Annotated in this window: 17 protein-coding genes; 14 read left to right on the forward strand and 3 right to left on the reverse strand. The window is 67.9% G+C overall.

Annotated elements, in window-relative coordinates; all coding sequences use genetic code 11:
• Positions 1-37: 37 nt before the first annotated feature.
• From lipB to V9K99_RS02170, 10 genes are all read left to right on the forward strand, one after another.
• Positions 38-667 carry a lipoyl(octanoyl) transferase LipB gene (gene lipB / locus V9K99_RS02125; RefSeq protein WP_337002742.1) on the forward strand — a complete coding sequence of 210 codons (630 nt, stop codon included), beginning with the start codon at positions 38-40 and terminating at the stop codon, positions 665-667.
• A gap of 17 nt (positions 668-684) precedes the next feature.
• Complete coding sequence (locus V9K99_RS02130) at positions 685-1,173, forward strand: hypothetical protein (protein ID WP_337002740.1); 489 nt, start codon at positions 685-687, stop codon at positions 1,171-1,173.
• Positions 1,166-1,867: a carbohydrate-binding family 9-like protein gene (locus V9K99_RS02135; protein WP_337002739.1), complete on the forward strand. Its 702-nt coding sequence runs from the start codon at positions 1,166-1,168 to the stop codon at positions 1,865-1,867. Before V9K99_RS02130 ends, V9K99_RS02135 begins: the two co-directional genes overlap by 8 nt.
• A 43-nt stretch (positions 1,868-1,910) precedes the next feature.
• Positions 1,911-2,837, forward strand: coding sequence for a tetratricopeptide repeat protein (locus V9K99_RS02140; protein WP_337002737.1), 927 nt, complete (start codon positions 1,911-1,913; stop codon positions 2,835-2,837).
• Positions 2,838-2,971: 134 nt separating this feature from the next.
• Positions 2,972-3,760, forward strand: a complete 789-nt coding sequence (locus V9K99_RS02145; protein ID WP_337002735.1) for a CoA transferase subunit A — start codon at positions 2,972-2,974, stop codon at positions 3,758-3,760.
• A gap of 1 nt (position 3,761) precedes the next feature.
• Entirely contained in the window at positions 3,762-4,391 is a 630-nt protein-coding gene (locus V9K99_RS02150; protein WP_337002733.1) for a CoA transferase subunit B, read from the forward strand.
• Positions 4,392-4,473: 82 nt separating this feature from the next.
• Positions 4,474-5,085 carry a DUF2975 domain-containing protein gene (locus V9K99_RS02155; protein ID WP_337002731.1) on the forward strand — a complete coding sequence of 204 codons (612 nt, stop codon included), beginning with the start codon at positions 4,474-4,476 and terminating at the stop codon, positions 5,083-5,085.
• Complete coding sequence (locus tag V9K99_RS02160; RefSeq protein WP_337002729.1) at positions 5,085-5,315, forward strand: helix-turn-helix domain-containing protein; 231 nt, start codon at positions 5,085-5,087, stop codon at positions 5,313-5,315. Before V9K99_RS02155 ends, V9K99_RS02160 begins: the two co-directional genes overlap by 1 nt.
• A 106-nt stretch (positions 5,316-5,421) precedes the next feature.
• A complete protein-coding gene (locus tag V9K99_RS02165; protein WP_337002727.1) occupies positions 5,422-7,383 on the forward strand; it encodes a CocE/NonD family hydrolase in 1,962 nt (653 codons plus the stop codon).
• Positions 7,384-7,495: 112 nt separating this feature from the next.
• A complete protein-coding gene (locus tag V9K99_RS02170) occupies positions 7,496-8,389 on the forward strand; it encodes a carbohydrate kinase family protein (RefSeq protein ID WP_337007486.1) in 894 nt (297 codons plus the stop codon).
• Between the two features lie 72 nt (positions 8,390-8,461).
• Here the strand turns inward: V9K99_RS02170 and V9K99_RS02175 are convergent, their stop codons facing one another.
• Entirely contained in the window at positions 8,462-9,145 is a 684-nt protein-coding gene (locus V9K99_RS02175) for an NUDIX hydrolase (protein WP_337007487.1), read from the reverse strand.
• 81 nt (positions 9,146-9,226) lie between these two features.
• On the opposite strand from V9K99_RS02175, the gene V9K99_RS02180 reads away from it, so the two are divergent.
• The 3 genes from V9K99_RS02180 (at position 9,227) to V9K99_RS02190 (ending at position 11,695) form a co-directional block, all read left to right on the forward strand.
• Positions 9,227-10,219: an SPFH domain-containing protein gene (locus V9K99_RS02180; RefSeq protein WP_337007488.1), complete on the forward strand. Its 993-nt coding sequence runs from the start codon at positions 9,227-9,229 to the stop codon at positions 10,217-10,219.
• Between the two features lie 76 nt (positions 10,220-10,295).
• Positions 10,296-11,180, forward strand: a complete 885-nt coding sequence (locus V9K99_RS02185; protein WP_337007489.1) for a hypothetical protein — start codon at positions 10,296-10,298, stop codon at positions 11,178-11,180.
• Between the two features lie 56 nt (positions 11,181-11,236).
• The gene (locus V9K99_RS02190) at positions 11,237-11,695 is read left to right on the forward strand and encodes a hypothetical protein (protein ID WP_337007490.1); all 459 of its coding nucleotides are present in this window, start codon (positions 11,237-11,239) and stop codon (positions 11,693-11,695) included.
• A gap of 7 nt (positions 11,696-11,702) precedes the next feature.
• On the opposite strand, the gene V9K99_RS02195 is transcribed toward V9K99_RS02190, so the two are convergent.
• A complete protein-coding gene (locus V9K99_RS02195) occupies positions 11,703-12,725 on the reverse strand; it encodes a hypothetical protein (RefSeq protein WP_337007491.1) in 1,023 nt (340 codons plus the stop codon).
• A gap of 238 nt (positions 12,726-12,963) precedes the next feature.
• Complete coding sequence (locus V9K99_RS02200; protein ID WP_337007492.1) at positions 12,964-13,764, reverse strand: hypothetical protein; 801 nt, start codon at positions 13,762-13,764, stop codon at positions 12,964-12,966.
• A 291-nt stretch (positions 13,765-14,055) separates the two neighbouring features.
• On the opposite strand from V9K99_RS02200, the gene V9K99_RS02205 reads away from it, so the two are divergent.
• Entirely contained in the window at positions 14,056-15,996 is a 1,941-nt protein-coding gene (locus V9K99_RS02205; RefSeq protein ID WP_337007493.1) for a CocE/NonD family hydrolase, read from the forward strand.
• The last annotated feature ends 49 nt before the right edge of the window (positions 15,997-16,045 follow it).

Below are 16,045 nucleotides of genomic sequence, written 5' to 3' on the forward strand. Positions count from 1 at the left end.
CGCCCTCGTGCTGTTTCCGCCGACCTACGCTGAAGGTATGCAGCGGGTGGATTTGGGTGAGGTCGAGTATGAGGTTGCGGCCAAGGAGATGCGGGGGTGGGTGGAGGAGCGGGTCGAGGGGCGGGCTGGGGATCGGTTGTTCTTGTTGAGCCATCCGGCGGTGATCACGTATGGGCCGCGGACTGTGCTCGAGGAGTTGCCGGCCGAGACCGCGGGGATTCCGGCGGTGGCGGTGGATCGGGGCGGGTTCGCGACGTACCACGGGCCGGGGCAGCTGGTCGGCTATCTGGTGATCGACCTCAAGCAGCGCGGGCCGGTGGACGTCGTGCGGTGGGTGGAGAACGGGCTGATCGAGGCGCTCGGGTCGCTCGGGTTTCCGCTGGTACGACGGGACACGCCGAAGGGCGCGAGCAGTCTGGTCGGGGTGTGGACCGAGGACGGCCGCAAGCTGTGCTCGATCGGGATGCGGATCCGGCGCGGGGTGACCAGTCACGGCTTCTCGGTGAACGTGGACCCGGACATGAGCGTGTTTCACACGTTCACGAGCTGCGGCCTGCACGACGTCACAATGGTGTCGCTGGCCGAGTTGGCGGCTGAGCGCGGTCTCACCCCTCCGACCGATTCCGACGTACGGGACGCGATCGCCCGATCGCTTGGCGCAGCCTGAGTCGGTAGCCTTCGGCAATGAGCCAGAAGGACGAGGACGGGCGGATGCCGGAGGATCTCGAGGCCGTTCTGGAAGCTGCGGACGAGGAAGAGGCCGAGGAGGCGGATGAGGGGCGCTTTGATGCGCCGCCGTTGCCGCCGTTCTTGATCCTCGGGGTCGTCGGGTTGTTGTGCGGGTTCGCGACCATCGCGCTGGTCTGGCTGAGCGAGCGCGGTTGCGAGCGGGTCCGCGACACCGCGAGCTGCGGCGCCCTCGGCCTCCCGCTGCTGGTGCTGATCGTCGTCGTGACCGTCGTCCTCGGCGGGCTCGCGCTGAGCCGGCTGGCGATGCCGCATCCCCGACTGGTGGCGTTCCTCGGCGTCGCCTTCATGCTGATCGTCGTCCTCGCGTTCCTCACCGAGAACCTGTCGTCGCCCTGGACGCTGGCCGTCGTACCGGTGCTGACCGCGATCACCTTCCTCGTCGCCAACCTCGTCGCCCGACTGCTGGAGCGTGCCGATGCCTGACCTGCCCGTCTACGACTGCCCGCGTACGCCGACCGCCCCGGCCCTGGACGGGACCCTGACCGACCCGGCCTGGGAGATCGCGCCCTGGACGACCGACTTCGTCGACATCGGCGGCGAGGGTCCGGTGCCGCGGTTCCGGACCCGGGCGAAGCTGATGTACGACGACCAGTTCCTGTACGTCGGCGGTCAGCTCGAGGAACCGCACGTCTGGTCGACGATGAGCGAGAAGAACACCAAGCTGTTCGAGGAGAACAACTTCGAACTGTTCCTCGACCCCGACGGCGACGGTCTGAACTACTACGAGTTCGAGATCAACCCGCTCGGCACGATCTGGGAGCTGACCCTGCCCAAGCCGTACGTCGACGGCGGCGTACCGGTGGACCCGACGAACCTGCCCGGGCTGCGGACCGCGCTCCACATCGACGGCACGCTGAACGATCCGTCCGACACGGACACTGGTTGGACAGTGGAAATCGCCGTACCGTGGGCCGACCTGGCTTCGTACAACGAGGGCCGCGCAACGCCGCCCAACCCGGGCGACGAGTGGCGGATGAACCTGATGCGGTGCGAGTGGCCGCATGAGATCGTCGACGGTGCGTACGTGAAGGGGACCGAGCTGAGCTTCTGGGTCTGGTCGCCGCAGTACGTGGTCGACATGCACCGCCCGGACCGCTGGGGAGTACTCCGGTTCTGACCCGGTGACGCGGCGTTAACACGACCGGTAGACAATGAGGTACGTGGACTTCGGGGGTGACGACCTGTACGACGATCAGGTCGTAAGCGCGATCGAGCGCGCTTGTGACACCGACCCCCGGACCGCCCTGCGACTGGTCGCGGAGTACTCGAGCTATTGGTGGTCCCAAGGGCTGCAGGACGAGGCCGCGGCGGCCGCCGAGCGTGTGCTGAGCATGCTGGGCCGGACCGTGCCTGTCGGGCTGGACGAGGAGTACCTGCTGGCAGTGCTCCACGGAGCAGCCTCAGCCGAGCAGGAGCAGCTAGAGCTGGCTCAGCAGATCGTTGCCACCACAACCGGGCCCTTCCGGTACTCGGTGACCGTGCTGCTGTGGTCGCTCGTATTCGGGCCGTTCGAGTCCGCCTCGGCCGTGGAGGAGGTACTGGCGCGGAACGAGGACGGCGACGCCTGGACCAGGGCTGCAGTCGAGCTGTGCCGCGGCTACCCAGGTCTGACCTCTGCCACGCCGGGTGACGCCGCTCAGGCCTTGCGTACGGCGCTGGGACGCTTCCGGATGCTCGACGACCGCTGGGGGATGTTCCTGGCGCTGACAGCGCTCAGAGAGATCGTCGACGACCCTGTGGACATCATCAGCGAGGCCCTGGAACTGGCCGAGAAGCTCCGGGCGGACGACGAGTCCGGGCTGCTCCTGTGCCAGCGTGGCGAGCTCTACCGCCACCAGGGCGACCTGGACGCGGCCGGTGAGGACTTCAGCTGGGCGCTGGCTCTCGCTGAGCACGCCGACCTGCCGGAAACCGCTGCCGCCGCACACATCGGTCTGGCCCGGGTCGCCCGCGGCAGTGGCGACCTGCTCACGGCCAGAGAGCACCTGGCCATCGTGCTGTCCCGCGACTCCGAAGCCCTCGAGGACGCCCGGTACGAGGCCATGCACGAGCTGAACCTGCTGATCAGCTCCGAAGCCTCCGCATAGTGCCCCGCCACACCTCGGTGTAGGGCGGCAGAACACCTGTGGCAGTGGCCACAGGAGGTGGCTATCGCCGGACTCGCGGCTGGCTGGTTAGAGTCAAGACGACCCAGCCCACGACACTGCAACGGAGCAGCCGGATGGACAAGACGTACGACTCGCCGCAGGCCGCGGTCGACGACATCGGCGACGGCGCGAGCCTCGCGGTCGGCGGCTTCGGGCTGTGCGGCAACCCGATGGAACTGATCAGCGCCCTGCACGACAAGGGGGTGACCGGGCTGAGCGTGGTGTCGAACAACTGCGGTGTCGACGACTGGGGTCTGGGGATCCTGCTCGCGGACAAGCGGATCGCCAAGATGACGTCGTCGTACGTCGGGGAGAACAAGGAGTTCGCCCGGCAGTTCCTGTCCGGTGAGCTCGAGGTCGAGCTGACCCCGCAGGGCACGCTGGCCGAGAAGCTGCGGGCCGGCGGCTGCGGGATCGCCGCGTTCTTCACCCTGGCCGGTGTCGGCACCCAGGTGGCCGAGGGCGGGCTGCCGCAGAAGTACAACGCGGACGGCTCGGTGGCGAAGGCTTCCGCGCCGAAGGAGACCCGGGAGATCAACGGTACGACGTACGTGCTGGAGGAATCGATCACCACCGACTTCGGCCTGGTGCACGCACTCAAGGGCGACACCCACGGCAACCTGGTCTTCGACCGGAGCGCGCGCAACTTCAACCCGCTGGCCGCGATGGCCGGCCGGGTCACCATCGCGCAGGTCGAGGAGCTGGTCCAGCCTGGTGAGCTGGATCCGGACGAGATCCACCTGCCCGGCGTCTACGTCCAGCGCGTCGTTGCCGTCGGCAAGAACATCGAGAAGCGGATCGAGAAGCGCACGGTTCAGCCCCGCGAGGCCTATGAGGCCCAGCGCGAGAAGATGGAGGCCTGAGATGCCACTCACCCGTGAGCAGATGGCCGCCCGCGCCGCGTCCGAGCTCGAGGACGGCTCGTACGTGAACCTCGGTATCGGCCTGCCGACCCTGGTGCCGAACTACATCCCGGACGGCGTCACCGTCGTCCTGCAGAGCGAGAACGGCATCCTCGGCGTCGGCCCGTACCCGGTCGAGGGCGAAGAGGACCCGGACCTGATCAACGCCGGCAAGGAGACCGTCACGACGTTGCCGGGGGCATCGTTCTTCGACTCGTCGCTGTCCTTCGGGATGATCCGCGGCGGCGCGATCGACGCCGCCATCCTGGGCGCCATGCAGGTGTCGGCCACCGGCGATCTGTCGAACTGGATGATCCCGGGCAAGATGGTCAAGGGCATGGGCGGCGCGATGGACCTGGTGCACGGCGCCAAGAAGGTGATCGTGCTGATGGAGCACGTGGCCAAGGACGGCTCGCACAAGATCCTGGAGGAGTGCGACCTGCCCTACACCGGCCGCGGCGTGGTCGACCGGATCATCACCGACCTCGCCGTACTCGACGTCACCGAGGATGGCCTGAAGCTGGTCGAGCTCGCCGACGGCGTCACCTTCGACGAGCTCCAGTCCAAGACGGGCGCACCGATCAAGCAGTAAGCCGCACCGCTTGACACCACCATATCGTTTATCGTTACCATCGACTATCGATGTTATCGAAAAACGATATGGGGTGTCCGCGATGAAGATCCTCGGCCGGGTTCGGTGGAGCCGCACCGACAGCAACCTGCTGCAGGTCCTGCTCGGCGCGGCTTTCGCCATCGAGGTCGTCCTCGGCCTGATGCTCCCCTTGATCGCCGTGGCCGGCGTGGGAACCAATCCCGTGATTCAGCGCGACGTCGAGGTGGCCGGCGTGGGCACCAGCCTGGTCGCGGACGGCCCGGCGAAACTCACCGTCTCCGACACCGCGAGACTCGCCATCGCGGACGCGGACCTCGGCCAGCGGATCCTGTTCATGCTGCCGACCATCTTCGACACCCTGCTGATTCTGCTCGGGCTCTACTGGCTGATCCTGGTGGCCCGGACACTGAGCGCGGGTGAACCGTTCGCGAGCCGCAACCCGTCGCGCCTCTTCGGGATCGCCGTACTGATCGCCGTCGGCTCGGTCGGCGACAGCCTGTTGACGGCGATCACCACCAACCGGCTCGTGGCCGGCACAACGCTGCAGGGCCACGTGCCGTTCTCCCTCCACATCTCGTTCGTGCCACTGGGGATCGCCCTCCTGGTCGCCGCGCTCGCCGAGGCGTTCCGGGTCGGCGTCCAGCTCCGCCGGGACACCGAAGGGCTGGTCTGATGCCACCGGAGGACAGCCACCGCATCCAGGTCAACCTGGGTCGCCTGCTGGCCGAGCGGGACATGACCCTGACCGAGCTGGCCAAGCGCATGAACGTCACCGTCGTGAACCTGTCGGTCCTCAAGAACGGCCGGGCCAAGGCGATCCGCTTCTCCACCCTGACAGCCATCTGTGACGCCCTGGACTGCCGGCCGGGAGACCTGCTCGACCTGAGCGACGACATCAAGTGACGTACGTCGTCCGTGCCCTGGCGCGGGTCGTGGACACGGCTTAATGTTCGGGCACGTCCTGCGCCGAACAGCGCTGGGCGTGTCCGCCAAGCTCAGGAGTCCGCCCATGCTGCTCAGCTCGTTCCGGCGACCACGCCGGACCACCACGGTCGCCACAGCGGCCGCAGTCCTCGCCGCGATCGCCGTCAGCCCGCTCAGTTCCACTGCGGCGCCACCACCACAACCCCAGCTCACCGAGAGCCGGCCGTTCGTCTCGGGTTCGCAGACGACAGCCGTCTACGAGTACGACAACGCCATCCGCGAACAGGTCTCCGTCGAGGTGCCGGTCGATGCCGACGACAACGGCGTCAACGACCGGGTGATGGTCGACATCATCCGCCCGGGCGAGGCCGCGCAGGCGGGAGTCGACGTACCGGTCATCATCCAGGCGTCCCCGTACTACGCCTCGAACCCGGCGAGTTACTTCGATGCGAACGGCACCCGCAAGGTGTTCAACACCTGGCTGGACAACTACTTCGTTCCGCGCGGCTACGCGGTGGCCTTCGTGGACCTGATCGGTACCTTCCGCTCCTCCGGTTGTGACGACGTCGGCGGGGACTACGAGGTGGCCGGCGGCAAGGCGGTCATCGACTGGCTGAACGGCCGGGCCAACGGCTTCACACCCGCCGGCGCGCCCGCGCCGGCCGACTGGTCCACCGGCAAGGCCGGCATGATCGGCGTCTCCTGGAACGGCACGATCGCCAACTCGGTCGCCAGCACCGGCGTGGAGGGCCTCGAGACGATCGTGCCGATCGCCGCCATCTCGAGCTGGTACGACTACACCCGCAGCTACGGCGTTCCGTTCTGGGGCAAGTACATCGGCTTCCTGCACGACTACGTCAGCAACGACGTCAGCCCTCGCTGCCCGGAACTGACCAAGGAGTTGGAGGACGCGTCCGACTCGGCGACCGGCAGCTACAGCCCATGGTGGGACCCACGCAACTACCGCCTCGACGCCGCGAACGTGAAGTCCAGCGTGTACGTCGTCCATGGGCTGAACGACGAGAACGTCAAGACGCGGCACTTCGGCGAGTGGTGGGACGAGCTGGCGAAGAACGGCGTACCCCGCAAGATCTTCCTGCACCAGGACGTCCACATCGACTCGTTCGGCTACCGCGACACCTGGGTGCAGCGGTTGCACCCCTGGTTCGACCACTGGTTGCAGGGTCTCGACAACGGCGTGATGGACACCCCGATGGCGACGGTCCAGCGCGAGGACGGCACCTTCACGACCGAGGCGACCTGGCCGGCCGCGAGCGCCCAGCAGACGAAGCTGTCGCTGGCCGCGCCGGCCGACCGGACGGCCGGCACGCTGACGACGGATGCGGTGACGACGTCTGGCACGGTCGCCTTCGCAGACCGGAAGGACTCCGATGACGACTACGTCCTCGACCCGACTACGCTTCGGTCCGACCGAGCCGTGTTTCTCACGAACGAGCTGACCAGCGCGGTGCGACTGTCCGGCACCGGCACGGTGAAGGTCCGCGTCCAGTCGTCCCAGCCGTCGGCGGCGATCAAGGCACGCCTGGTGGACTACGGTCCGGCCACGCGCTACACGTCGTACTTCAACAAGCCGACGTCGACCTGCTGGGGTGACGGGAACGCGACCGACACCGGTTGCTACGCCGACACCGGGATCGCAACGGCAACGTCCGATCTCAACGTGGTGGCGCGCACGATGGCGAGCATCGGCCACTATCGTTCGCTGACCCAACGGGAGCCGTTGCAGCGCGGAGTCTGGTACGACCTGACCTTCGAGCTCAACGCCGACGACGCGGTGTTCGCCGCGGGCCATCGGATCGGGCTCGTGCTGACGGTCGAGCCGGGCAACCCGGACGACACCGTGACGCGCAGGTCGCTGACGATCGACCCGGCGGGCTCCTCGCTCACGCTGCCGCTGACCGGCGCGACGACGAACCTTCGGACCGCCGGTCCGGCCGAGACTGTGACGGCCCGCCAGAAGGCGCACCCCGAGCCGGAGAAGGACCCGGCCGAGCTGATCCGCCAGTTCGTCGAGACGTCCCGGTAGCGACCCGGCGGCCAGGCGAGCACCCCTTGTTCGCCTGGCCGCCGCCCGCGCGGTGTCCACATGTGCGAAAGGCACCTGACGCCCTCGCCGAAAGTCGGGTATGACGGGACTCATGGAACTGGATGTGTTCGTGATCGGCGGCGTCGGGATCGACACGATCGTGCGGGTGCCGGAGTTGCCCCTGCCCGCGGTCGAGACGATCCGCGTCGAGCCGGTCGAGTCGTACGTCGCCCACACCGGGCATGGCGTCACCCTCGGCTGCCACTTGCTCGGCCTGCGCGCCGGTCTCGCGGACGTGATCGGTGACGACGACGAGGGCCGCCGCATCCGGCGCCTGTACGACGAACTCCGGATGCCACTGCACGTCGCCTTCCATCCCAGCGGCACGCGACGATCGGTCAACCTGGTCGCACCGGACGGGCGGCGCATGTCCATGTACGACGCCCGGCACCCGGCCGGACTGCGGGTCGACCCGGACCTCTGGCGGACGAACGTCGTACGCGCCAGGCATGTGCACGTCTCGATCATGGACTTCGCGCGGGACGCACTGCCCGACGCGCTCGCGGCGGGCTGCACCGTCTCCACCGATCTGCACGACTGGGACGGCCGGAACGACTATCACAAGGACTTCGCGACCACTGCCGACATTGTGTTCGTCTCCACCAGCGCCCTGCCGGACGACGCCATCGACTGGATCTTCGCCAACGGCCGGGCCGAGGTCGTGATCGCTATGGCCGGCGCCGACGGCAGCTACCTGCACGTCAGAGACCAAGCCCCACAACACATTCCGGCTGTCCAGCTCCCCGACCGGCCGGTGGTCGACTCCAACGGCGCCGGCGACGCCTACGTCTCGGCCTTCTTGGCCCGCCGGCTCGACGGCGTCAGCTGGTACGACGCCGCACTCGCCGGATCCATCGCGGGCGCGTGGGCGTGCGGCTCCCCTGGCACCCACACCGACCTGATCACGGCCGAGGAGCTGGCTGTTCGAAGCAAAACGATCGGATGAAGCAGTCGCGCGGCTGACCGACGGTCGCTCGACCGACTCCGGGTCGGCGAACCACTTCAAGCTGACTGGAAGTCAACCGCGGGTCATCGGGGGGTGGAGGGTTGTCGCCGTGCCGCGGCGGAAGAGTTGGGCAGGGCGGCCGCCGTCGCGGGTGGTGGTGGCGCCGGAGGGCTCGACGAAGTCCTGGGTCTTGGTGACCTTGCGATGGAAGTTGCGCGGGTCCAGCGGCGTACCCCAGACCGCTTCGTAGACACCGCGCAGCTCCGAGATGGTGAACTCCGGCGGGCAGAACGCGGCAGCGAGCGGCGAGTACTCGAGCTTGGCCCGGGCCCGCTCGACCCCGTCGGACAGGATCCGGTGATGGTCGAAGGCAAGCCTTCCCGGATCGGCCAGCACCTCCCCCGCGTCGACCCAGCCGGCTGACGCCGCGTCCGTGCCCGCGACCGGAGCGGGCAGGTCGGGCACCAGCGCCAGGTAGGCAACGCTGACGACCCGGCCACGGGGGTCGCGATCGGGAGCGCCGTACGTCGCGACCTGCTCGAGGTGGATCCGGTCCGAGGACAGGCCGGTCTCCTCGGCGAGCTCGCGGCGGGCGGTCTCCTCCAGGTCCTCGTCCGGCCGCACGAATCCACCCGGCAGCGCCCAGCGGCCCTGGTACGGCGCGATGCCGCGGCGGATCAGCAGCACCTTCAGGGCGCCGTCGCGGACGGTCAGGATGACCAGGTCGGCGGCCAGGCCGAGCGGCACGAAGTCCATGACACAGCACTCTAATCGTCACCTTGACGAAAAGCGATCCGAGCCCTTATCGTCAAACTGACGACAAAGAGGAGAAGTCAGATGGCAGACATCACCCGGTTCCGCTTCATCAGCCACCTGCGGGCCAACCCGACCACCCACGTGCGACATCTGCGCAACGGCAAGCTGGTGCACGACGGTGCCGGCCAGGCGTTCTGGTTCCGCGCGCTGAACTCGTCGCTGAGCGAGATCCCGGTCGACGACCGCGAGCAGCCGCTGCTGTTCCACGGCCGCACGCAGGACTTCCAGGACGTGGTGGTCCAAGCGACCGTGACGTACCGGGTGACCGATCCGGGCCTGGCCGCGACCCGGCTGGACTTCGGTATCGACCCCGACAGCGGGCTGTGGCGGTCCACGCCGCTCGAGCAGCTCGGCGGTCTGCTGACCGAGCTGGCGCAGCAGACCGCACTCGACCTGCTGGCCCGGATGAGCCTGACCGAGGCGCTCTCCGAGGGCATGACCGCGCTTCGCCAGGCGGTCGGCACCGGGCTGCGGGCGGATCAGCGGCTCACCGGTCTGGGCATCGGAGTCGAGGACGTCCGCGTGGTCGCCGTACGGGCAGAACGGGATGTCGAGAAGGCCCTGCAGACACCCACTCGGGAGATGGTGCAGCAGGCTGCCGACAAGGCGACGTACGAGCGGCGGGCGATGGCGGTCGAGCGGGAACGGTCGATCGCGGAGAACGAGCTGCAGAACCAGATCGAGCTGGCCCGCCGTGAGGAGCAGCTGGTCAACCAGCGCGGTCAGAACGAGCGGCTCCGGGCGACCGAGGCGGCCGCGGCCGGGCAGATCGAGACAGCCGCCGCGGCGGGTCGCCAGCGGGCGCTGAGCGAGGCCGAAGCGGATGCCAAGCGGGTGATCGGCGCCGCCGAAGCCGCCGCGGAGAAGGCGATGCTCGAGGCGTACGCCGAGCTGGACCAGGGGACCATCCTCGCGATGGCGATCAAGCAGGGTGCGCTGCCGGAGATCGGCACGCTGAACCTGACCCCGGACCTCATCACCCCGCTGCTCACCAGGCTGACGGAAGCGCCATGAACGAGCGGAGCGAGTTCATCAGACAGCACAGTGCGTCTTGTGCCTCATCCGCGCCCGGAGCGAAGCGAGGACGTGGATGAGTTTGCCTCCTAGGGCGGTGCTGGTGCATCGGGCGACCGAGCTCACCGAGTTGGTCGCCCGGCATGGGACTCGCCAGCAGGCCGGCTTCTTCCTGGCCGGCCGCGGGCGAGACCTGGCCGAGCTCGACGCCCGCCATCAGGCCCAGCAGGACGCGCTGGCGATGGTGTCGGCCGCGATCCCGCTGGACTGGCGGCGTGCTGTTGCTGAGCGCAACGACCTGGATCGATTCGGGTTCGGGCCGGAGGACGTGGTGATCGCGGTCGGCCAGGACGGACTGGTCGCGAACGTGGCGAAGTACCTGGACGGCCAGCCGGTGATCGGGGTCGACCCGGAGCCCGGGCGCAATCCCGGCGTACTCGTGCCGCACGAACCGGCCGCGATCGCCGACCTGCTGCGTACGGACCTGTCCGCGGCTGCCGAACTGAGGACGATGGTGGCCGCCGGCACCGATGACGGGCAGCGGCTCCTCGCTCTCAACGAGGTGTACGTCGGTCATCGAACGCATCAGTCCGCCCGCTACCGGCTGCGTTCGCCGGACGCGCTGGAAGAACGCCAGTCGTCGTCCGGCCTGCTGGTGGGGACCGGCACCGGCTCGACCGGCTGGTGCCGCTCCGCCTGGCAGGAGCGGCACAGTCCACTCACGTTGCCGACAGCAACCGAGTCGACACTCAGCTGGTTCGTCCGCGAAGCCTGGCCGTCACCGGCGACCGGCACGTCCTGCACCGAAGGCCTGTTGAAGACCGACCAGCAGCTCACCGTGATCGCCGAATCCGATCTGGTCGTCTTCGGCGACGGAATCGAGTCCGACACCCTCGCCCTCAGCTGGGGTCAGCGCCTCGACCTCAGCGTCGCCGAAACCCGTCTCCACCTGGTCAGATGAGCCCTTCTGTACGCCGTCCGTCCGGGGCACAATCGGCGTACGGAAGGGATCGGCCGATGGCTGACAGCGAACCTGACCAACAGCACCGCCGGACCGTGATCGTGGCGTCGGGGGCGACGTGCCTCGCGATCGGGTTGATGGCGTGGGACCACCTGTGGGGCAATGATCGTGGTCCGGATGACTCGTTCCCGGTCGACCCGGCAACTTTCTTCATTTCGCTCGCCCTGATCGTGACCGCCGCTGTGCTGCTCTTCGGGATCACCGTACGGCGCGCCGCCGCCCACCCGGCGACGGTCCACCGAGACGCACTGATCCACAGCGGCGTCGCCCTCGCACTGGCGATTCCGTTGTCCTGGCTGGGATTCCCTGTCGTCGTAGCCGGCGCCGGTGTCGCTCTCGGCCTCCAGAGCCTGGGCGGAACTCACCGTCGCGTCGCGATCGCGGCAATCGGCGTCGGCCTGCTCGTGATCGTGTTCGCGATCCTCGGTACGGCGTTCCCGACCACCGACGACTGACCTCCGGTCAAGCCGCTCGTTGAGCGCACGAGATGGTTGCCTGCCAGGCGGAGTACAGCCGCCGAGCCGAGCCGCCGATCGGGCCGACCGCCGCGAAGACATCACCCCGGCTGGCAGGCCGCGCAGTCTCCACGGCGTTGATGGCCGCCTCCGGGCTGTCGATTGTCGACGAGCACACGTCGAGGATGTAGTCCGGCACTTGCAGTTTCGGGTCGACGCAACCCACCAGCGGTACGCCGACCGCCGCCACGATCGGGAAGACCGTGCCCGGGATGCCGACCGCACACTCCGCCGTGGCCGAGGCCGGGACCGACCCGAGCGGGCTGATCTCGTACCGCTCCCACAGCTTCCGGTCCTCGCGCGGGTGCAGACCGACCACGATGTGCTTGCCCGCAGCCTCCAACTTCGCGGCCGCATCGAGCAGCAGTTGCGTACCGGGAGCCGCGCCGCCGGTCGGATCCGGACGAGTCACGCTGGTTAGCACCAGCACACGGTCGGCCTGCGGCGTGTACTCCGGCAAGTTGTCCGTCTGCGCCGAGCCGACCATCCGGACCCGACGAGGCCAGCCGAGGTACGCCGCGAAGACCTTCGACTCGGCCGGAGACGCCGCCGTCACGAGCTCGAGCCGCGACCGGAACTCCTTGGCCCGTGGCGCTTCCACCGGCTTCAGATAGGCCAGCGAACTCGCCACCAACGGCAGCCGCTTCAACGCCGCCGCACAGTCCGCCGGCCACGGCTCGGCCCCGTTGACGACCAGCAGATCCGCCGGAGGTACGTCGTCCAGCGTCGCCACCGTCACCGGGTCGGTCGGCGTGATCCGCGACCGATCTGGCACCAGCTGCACCAACTCCCAACCACGACGAGCAGCCTCAGCCAGCAACGGCTGCGCGTGGTACGTACCCCACGGCTCATTCGTTGCCAACAGCACCCGAGTCCGCCTTGGCCGGGCCGCGAACGACAACCCCGGAGTCGCAGCCAGACCGACTCCGACCGCACCGGCCTTGAGCAACGTACGTCGCGTCGTGATCATGACCGCGACCTTAGGTTGCCCAAGGCACCCGCACGTGAACTCCGTTTGAAGACTGCGGAATCAGGCGCCGTTGAGGAGATCGTAGGCGGGGCCGAAGCGCCGTACACGACCTTGCCGATCCGGGTCGTCTTGCCCGCGCCCGCCGGGATCGCGGTGAACGTGGTGGGCTGCCCGACGCTGTGCGGCGGTGTGTAGACGTCGGGCGTGGAGATCACCGAACTGACAGTTACGATTGTCCTCACTCGCCGTTGAGGAAGTCGTAGTAGGAGACGATGGACCAACGGAAGTCGAGTGGGTCGGCGAAGGTGCCGCCCTCGATCTTGCCCAGGCTGTTGATCACCGTCGAGGTGCCGTTCGCGTGCCCGACGGCGTACAGGTATCCCGTCTTGGTGTCCTTGTCGATGCCCACCAGCAGAGTGCCGTACTGACCGCACCGGTCCGCGATCAGGGTCTCGAAGCCCTGCCAGCTGCGGCTGCGGACCTGCTTCACCACCGGCTTCATCGGCGACGTCACCGGGATCCGGATCGTGTAGAGCGCACCGCCCTTGGTGTTCGCCAGGAAGGTGTCGTACCCGGGCCGCTTGCTGATCACCGCCATCGTCTTCACCGCCGAGAACCCCGGGTACGAGCCCGTCGCACGCCAGCCGTTCTGCGTGACGTGCCAGCGGAACAGCACACCGTCGTTGCGCAGCGCGTACACCTCGGTCCGCGACACGTCACCTGCCTCGATCGTGTCGTAAGTCGCCCACTCGACCAGACTGAAGTTCGACCAGCCGCCGCCGATCCGCCGGAACTGCGGACCCGGCGACTCGATCTCGCCGAGGCCGTTCGTCAGGTAGCTAGCGCTGTACAGCGAGTCCCCGATGATGACGTAACCGGAATTCACACTGCCGGCACCGGACTTGGGGTAGCTCTCCCAGTGGCTCGTGACCCGTGCCTTGCCCGGGCTGAAGACGCCCTCGGTCAACCCACCCTTGCTGATCGACGGCGGTGCCGTCGCGGTGACGGTGCGGCCGGTGTGTCCGCCGGCAGCCGTCACGCTCCCTACCCCGGCCGAGCAGGCTTCACTCACGGCCGTACTGCCCGTGCCCGTCGCTTGCACGACCGGGGATGCCATCCCCAGTGCCAGTACGGCGCCGCACCCCACACCCACTATCTGTCGCCACATATCTGGTTGCTCCCCTTGGTAGCTGGTCTCGCTCATCTCGATGCAGCGCGTGCACGAGAAGTTGCGCGAAGTTTTTCCCGTGCTGTGTACGGGAAGTGACCGCTCGGATGAGATCTGTGCGCAAAATGGGGTCTTCACCTACCGCCCTAGGGGGAGACACGCATGCGCAGAACTCGGTTCCGGACCGGGATCACCCTTCTGGTCGTCGCCGCGTTGGCCCCAGTGGCCGCGCTGACCGCGACCGCCGGACCTACCGCCGTACCGGCCAAACCATTCATCCAGGGCACGACCACCGTCGCGGCCTATGACTACGACAACGCGATCCGCGAGCGGATCGAGGTCGACGTACCCAAGCTCGACGGCGACGACAACGGCATCATCGACCGGATCACCGTCGACGTGATCCGGCCGGGTGAGGCGGCTCAGGCCGGGGTCGACGTCCCGGTGATCATCCAGGCGTCGCCGTACTACGCCGGTGACAACAAGGCCTACTTCGACAGCAACGGCGTCCGGCAGGTGTTCGGCAGCTGGCTGGACAACTACTTCGTGCCGCGCGGGTACGCCGTCGCGTTCGTCGACATGCCCGGCACGTTCCGGTCGACCGGTTGCAGTGACGTCGGCGCGGACCTGGAAGTGCTCGGCACCAAGGCTGTCATCGACTGGCTGAACAACCGGGTGCCCGGCTACAACGCCGACGGCAGCCGCGCGAAGGCCGACTGGTCCACCGGGAAGGCCGGCATGATCGGCGTCTCCTGGAACGGCACCATCGCCAACTCGGTCGCCAGCACCGGGGTCCGCGGCCTGGAGACGATCGTCCCGATCGCCGCGATCTCCAGCTGGTACGACTACACCCGTGGCTTCGGAGTGCCCTTCTACGACGAGTACATGGGCTTCCTGCACGACTACGTCAGCAACGACGCGTCACCACGTTGTGTCGAGATGACCAACGAGATCGAGCAAGACTCCGACACCCGCACCGGCAGCTACAGCAAGTGGTGGGATCCGCGGAACTACAACCTGGACGCGCGCAACGTGCACGCCAGTGTGTACGTCGTCCACGGCCTCGGCGATGAGAACGTGAAGACCCGGCACTTCGGTGAGTGGTGGGACCAACTGGCTCGCTACAACGTGCCGCGGAAGATCTTCCTGCACCAGGGCGTCCACCTGGACGGCTTCAGCTTCCGCGACGAGTGGGTGAACAACCTGCACCCGTGGTTCGACTACTGGCTGCAGGGCCTGCAGAACGGCGTGATGCAGACCCCGCAGGCGACAGTGCAGCGCGAGGACGGCACCTTCTACGACGAGCCGCGCTGGCCGGCCGTCGGCGCGCGACAGACCACGCTGAAGCTCAGCAAGGCGTCCGGGGCCAAGACCGGTGGACTGTCGATCGCCGCGGCATCGAGTGATCCGGTCAGCTTCACCGGAACGGACGAGCCGTCCGTGGACACCGTCGTACTCGATCCGACGACTGCCCGGCCGGATCGCGCGGTGTTCTTGAGCGACGACCTGGAGAAAGCCGTCCGGGTCACCGGCACCGGGAAGGTGTCGGTCCGGGTCAAGGTCAACAAGGTTGCTGCAGGCATCAAAGCCCGGTTGGTGGACTACGGTACGGCGAACCGCTACACCAATGTCACCAACGTCCCGGACACCCGCGTGTGCTGGGGTGACGGGAACGCGGCCGACACCGGTTGCTACGCCGACACGCAGATCAACACGGCCGTGTCGGACACGTCGGTGGCGGTGCGGACACTCGCGGACGTCGGGCACTACAAGTCCTTGTACTCCAAGGAGTCGCTGCAGTCCGGCAAGTGGGTCGACCTGAGCTTCGAGCTGAACGCGGACGACGTGGTGTTCGCCGCCGGCCACCGCCTCGGTCTCGTCCTCACAGTCGAACCGGACAACCCGTCCATCCCCTTCACCGGCGCCACCATCACGCTGGACCCGTCCCGGTCCTCGCTGACACTGCCGCTGACCGGCTACACCGCAGGGTTGCAGACCGCCGAGGTCCCGCAGTCCCGCATCGCCTCGACCCAGCTGGCCCAACCCGAGCCGGAGAAGGACCCGGCCGAACTGATGCGCCAGATGGTAGAAGCATCCCGCTGACCCAAGCGCCAACGTCCGAAGAAGTGAGGGTTATAGCCCACACTTCTTC

The organism is Kribbella sp. CCNWLW201 (assembly GCF_037203805.1).
Lineage (GTDB): Bacteria > Actinomycetota > Actinomycetes > Propionibacteriales > Kribbellaceae > Kribbella.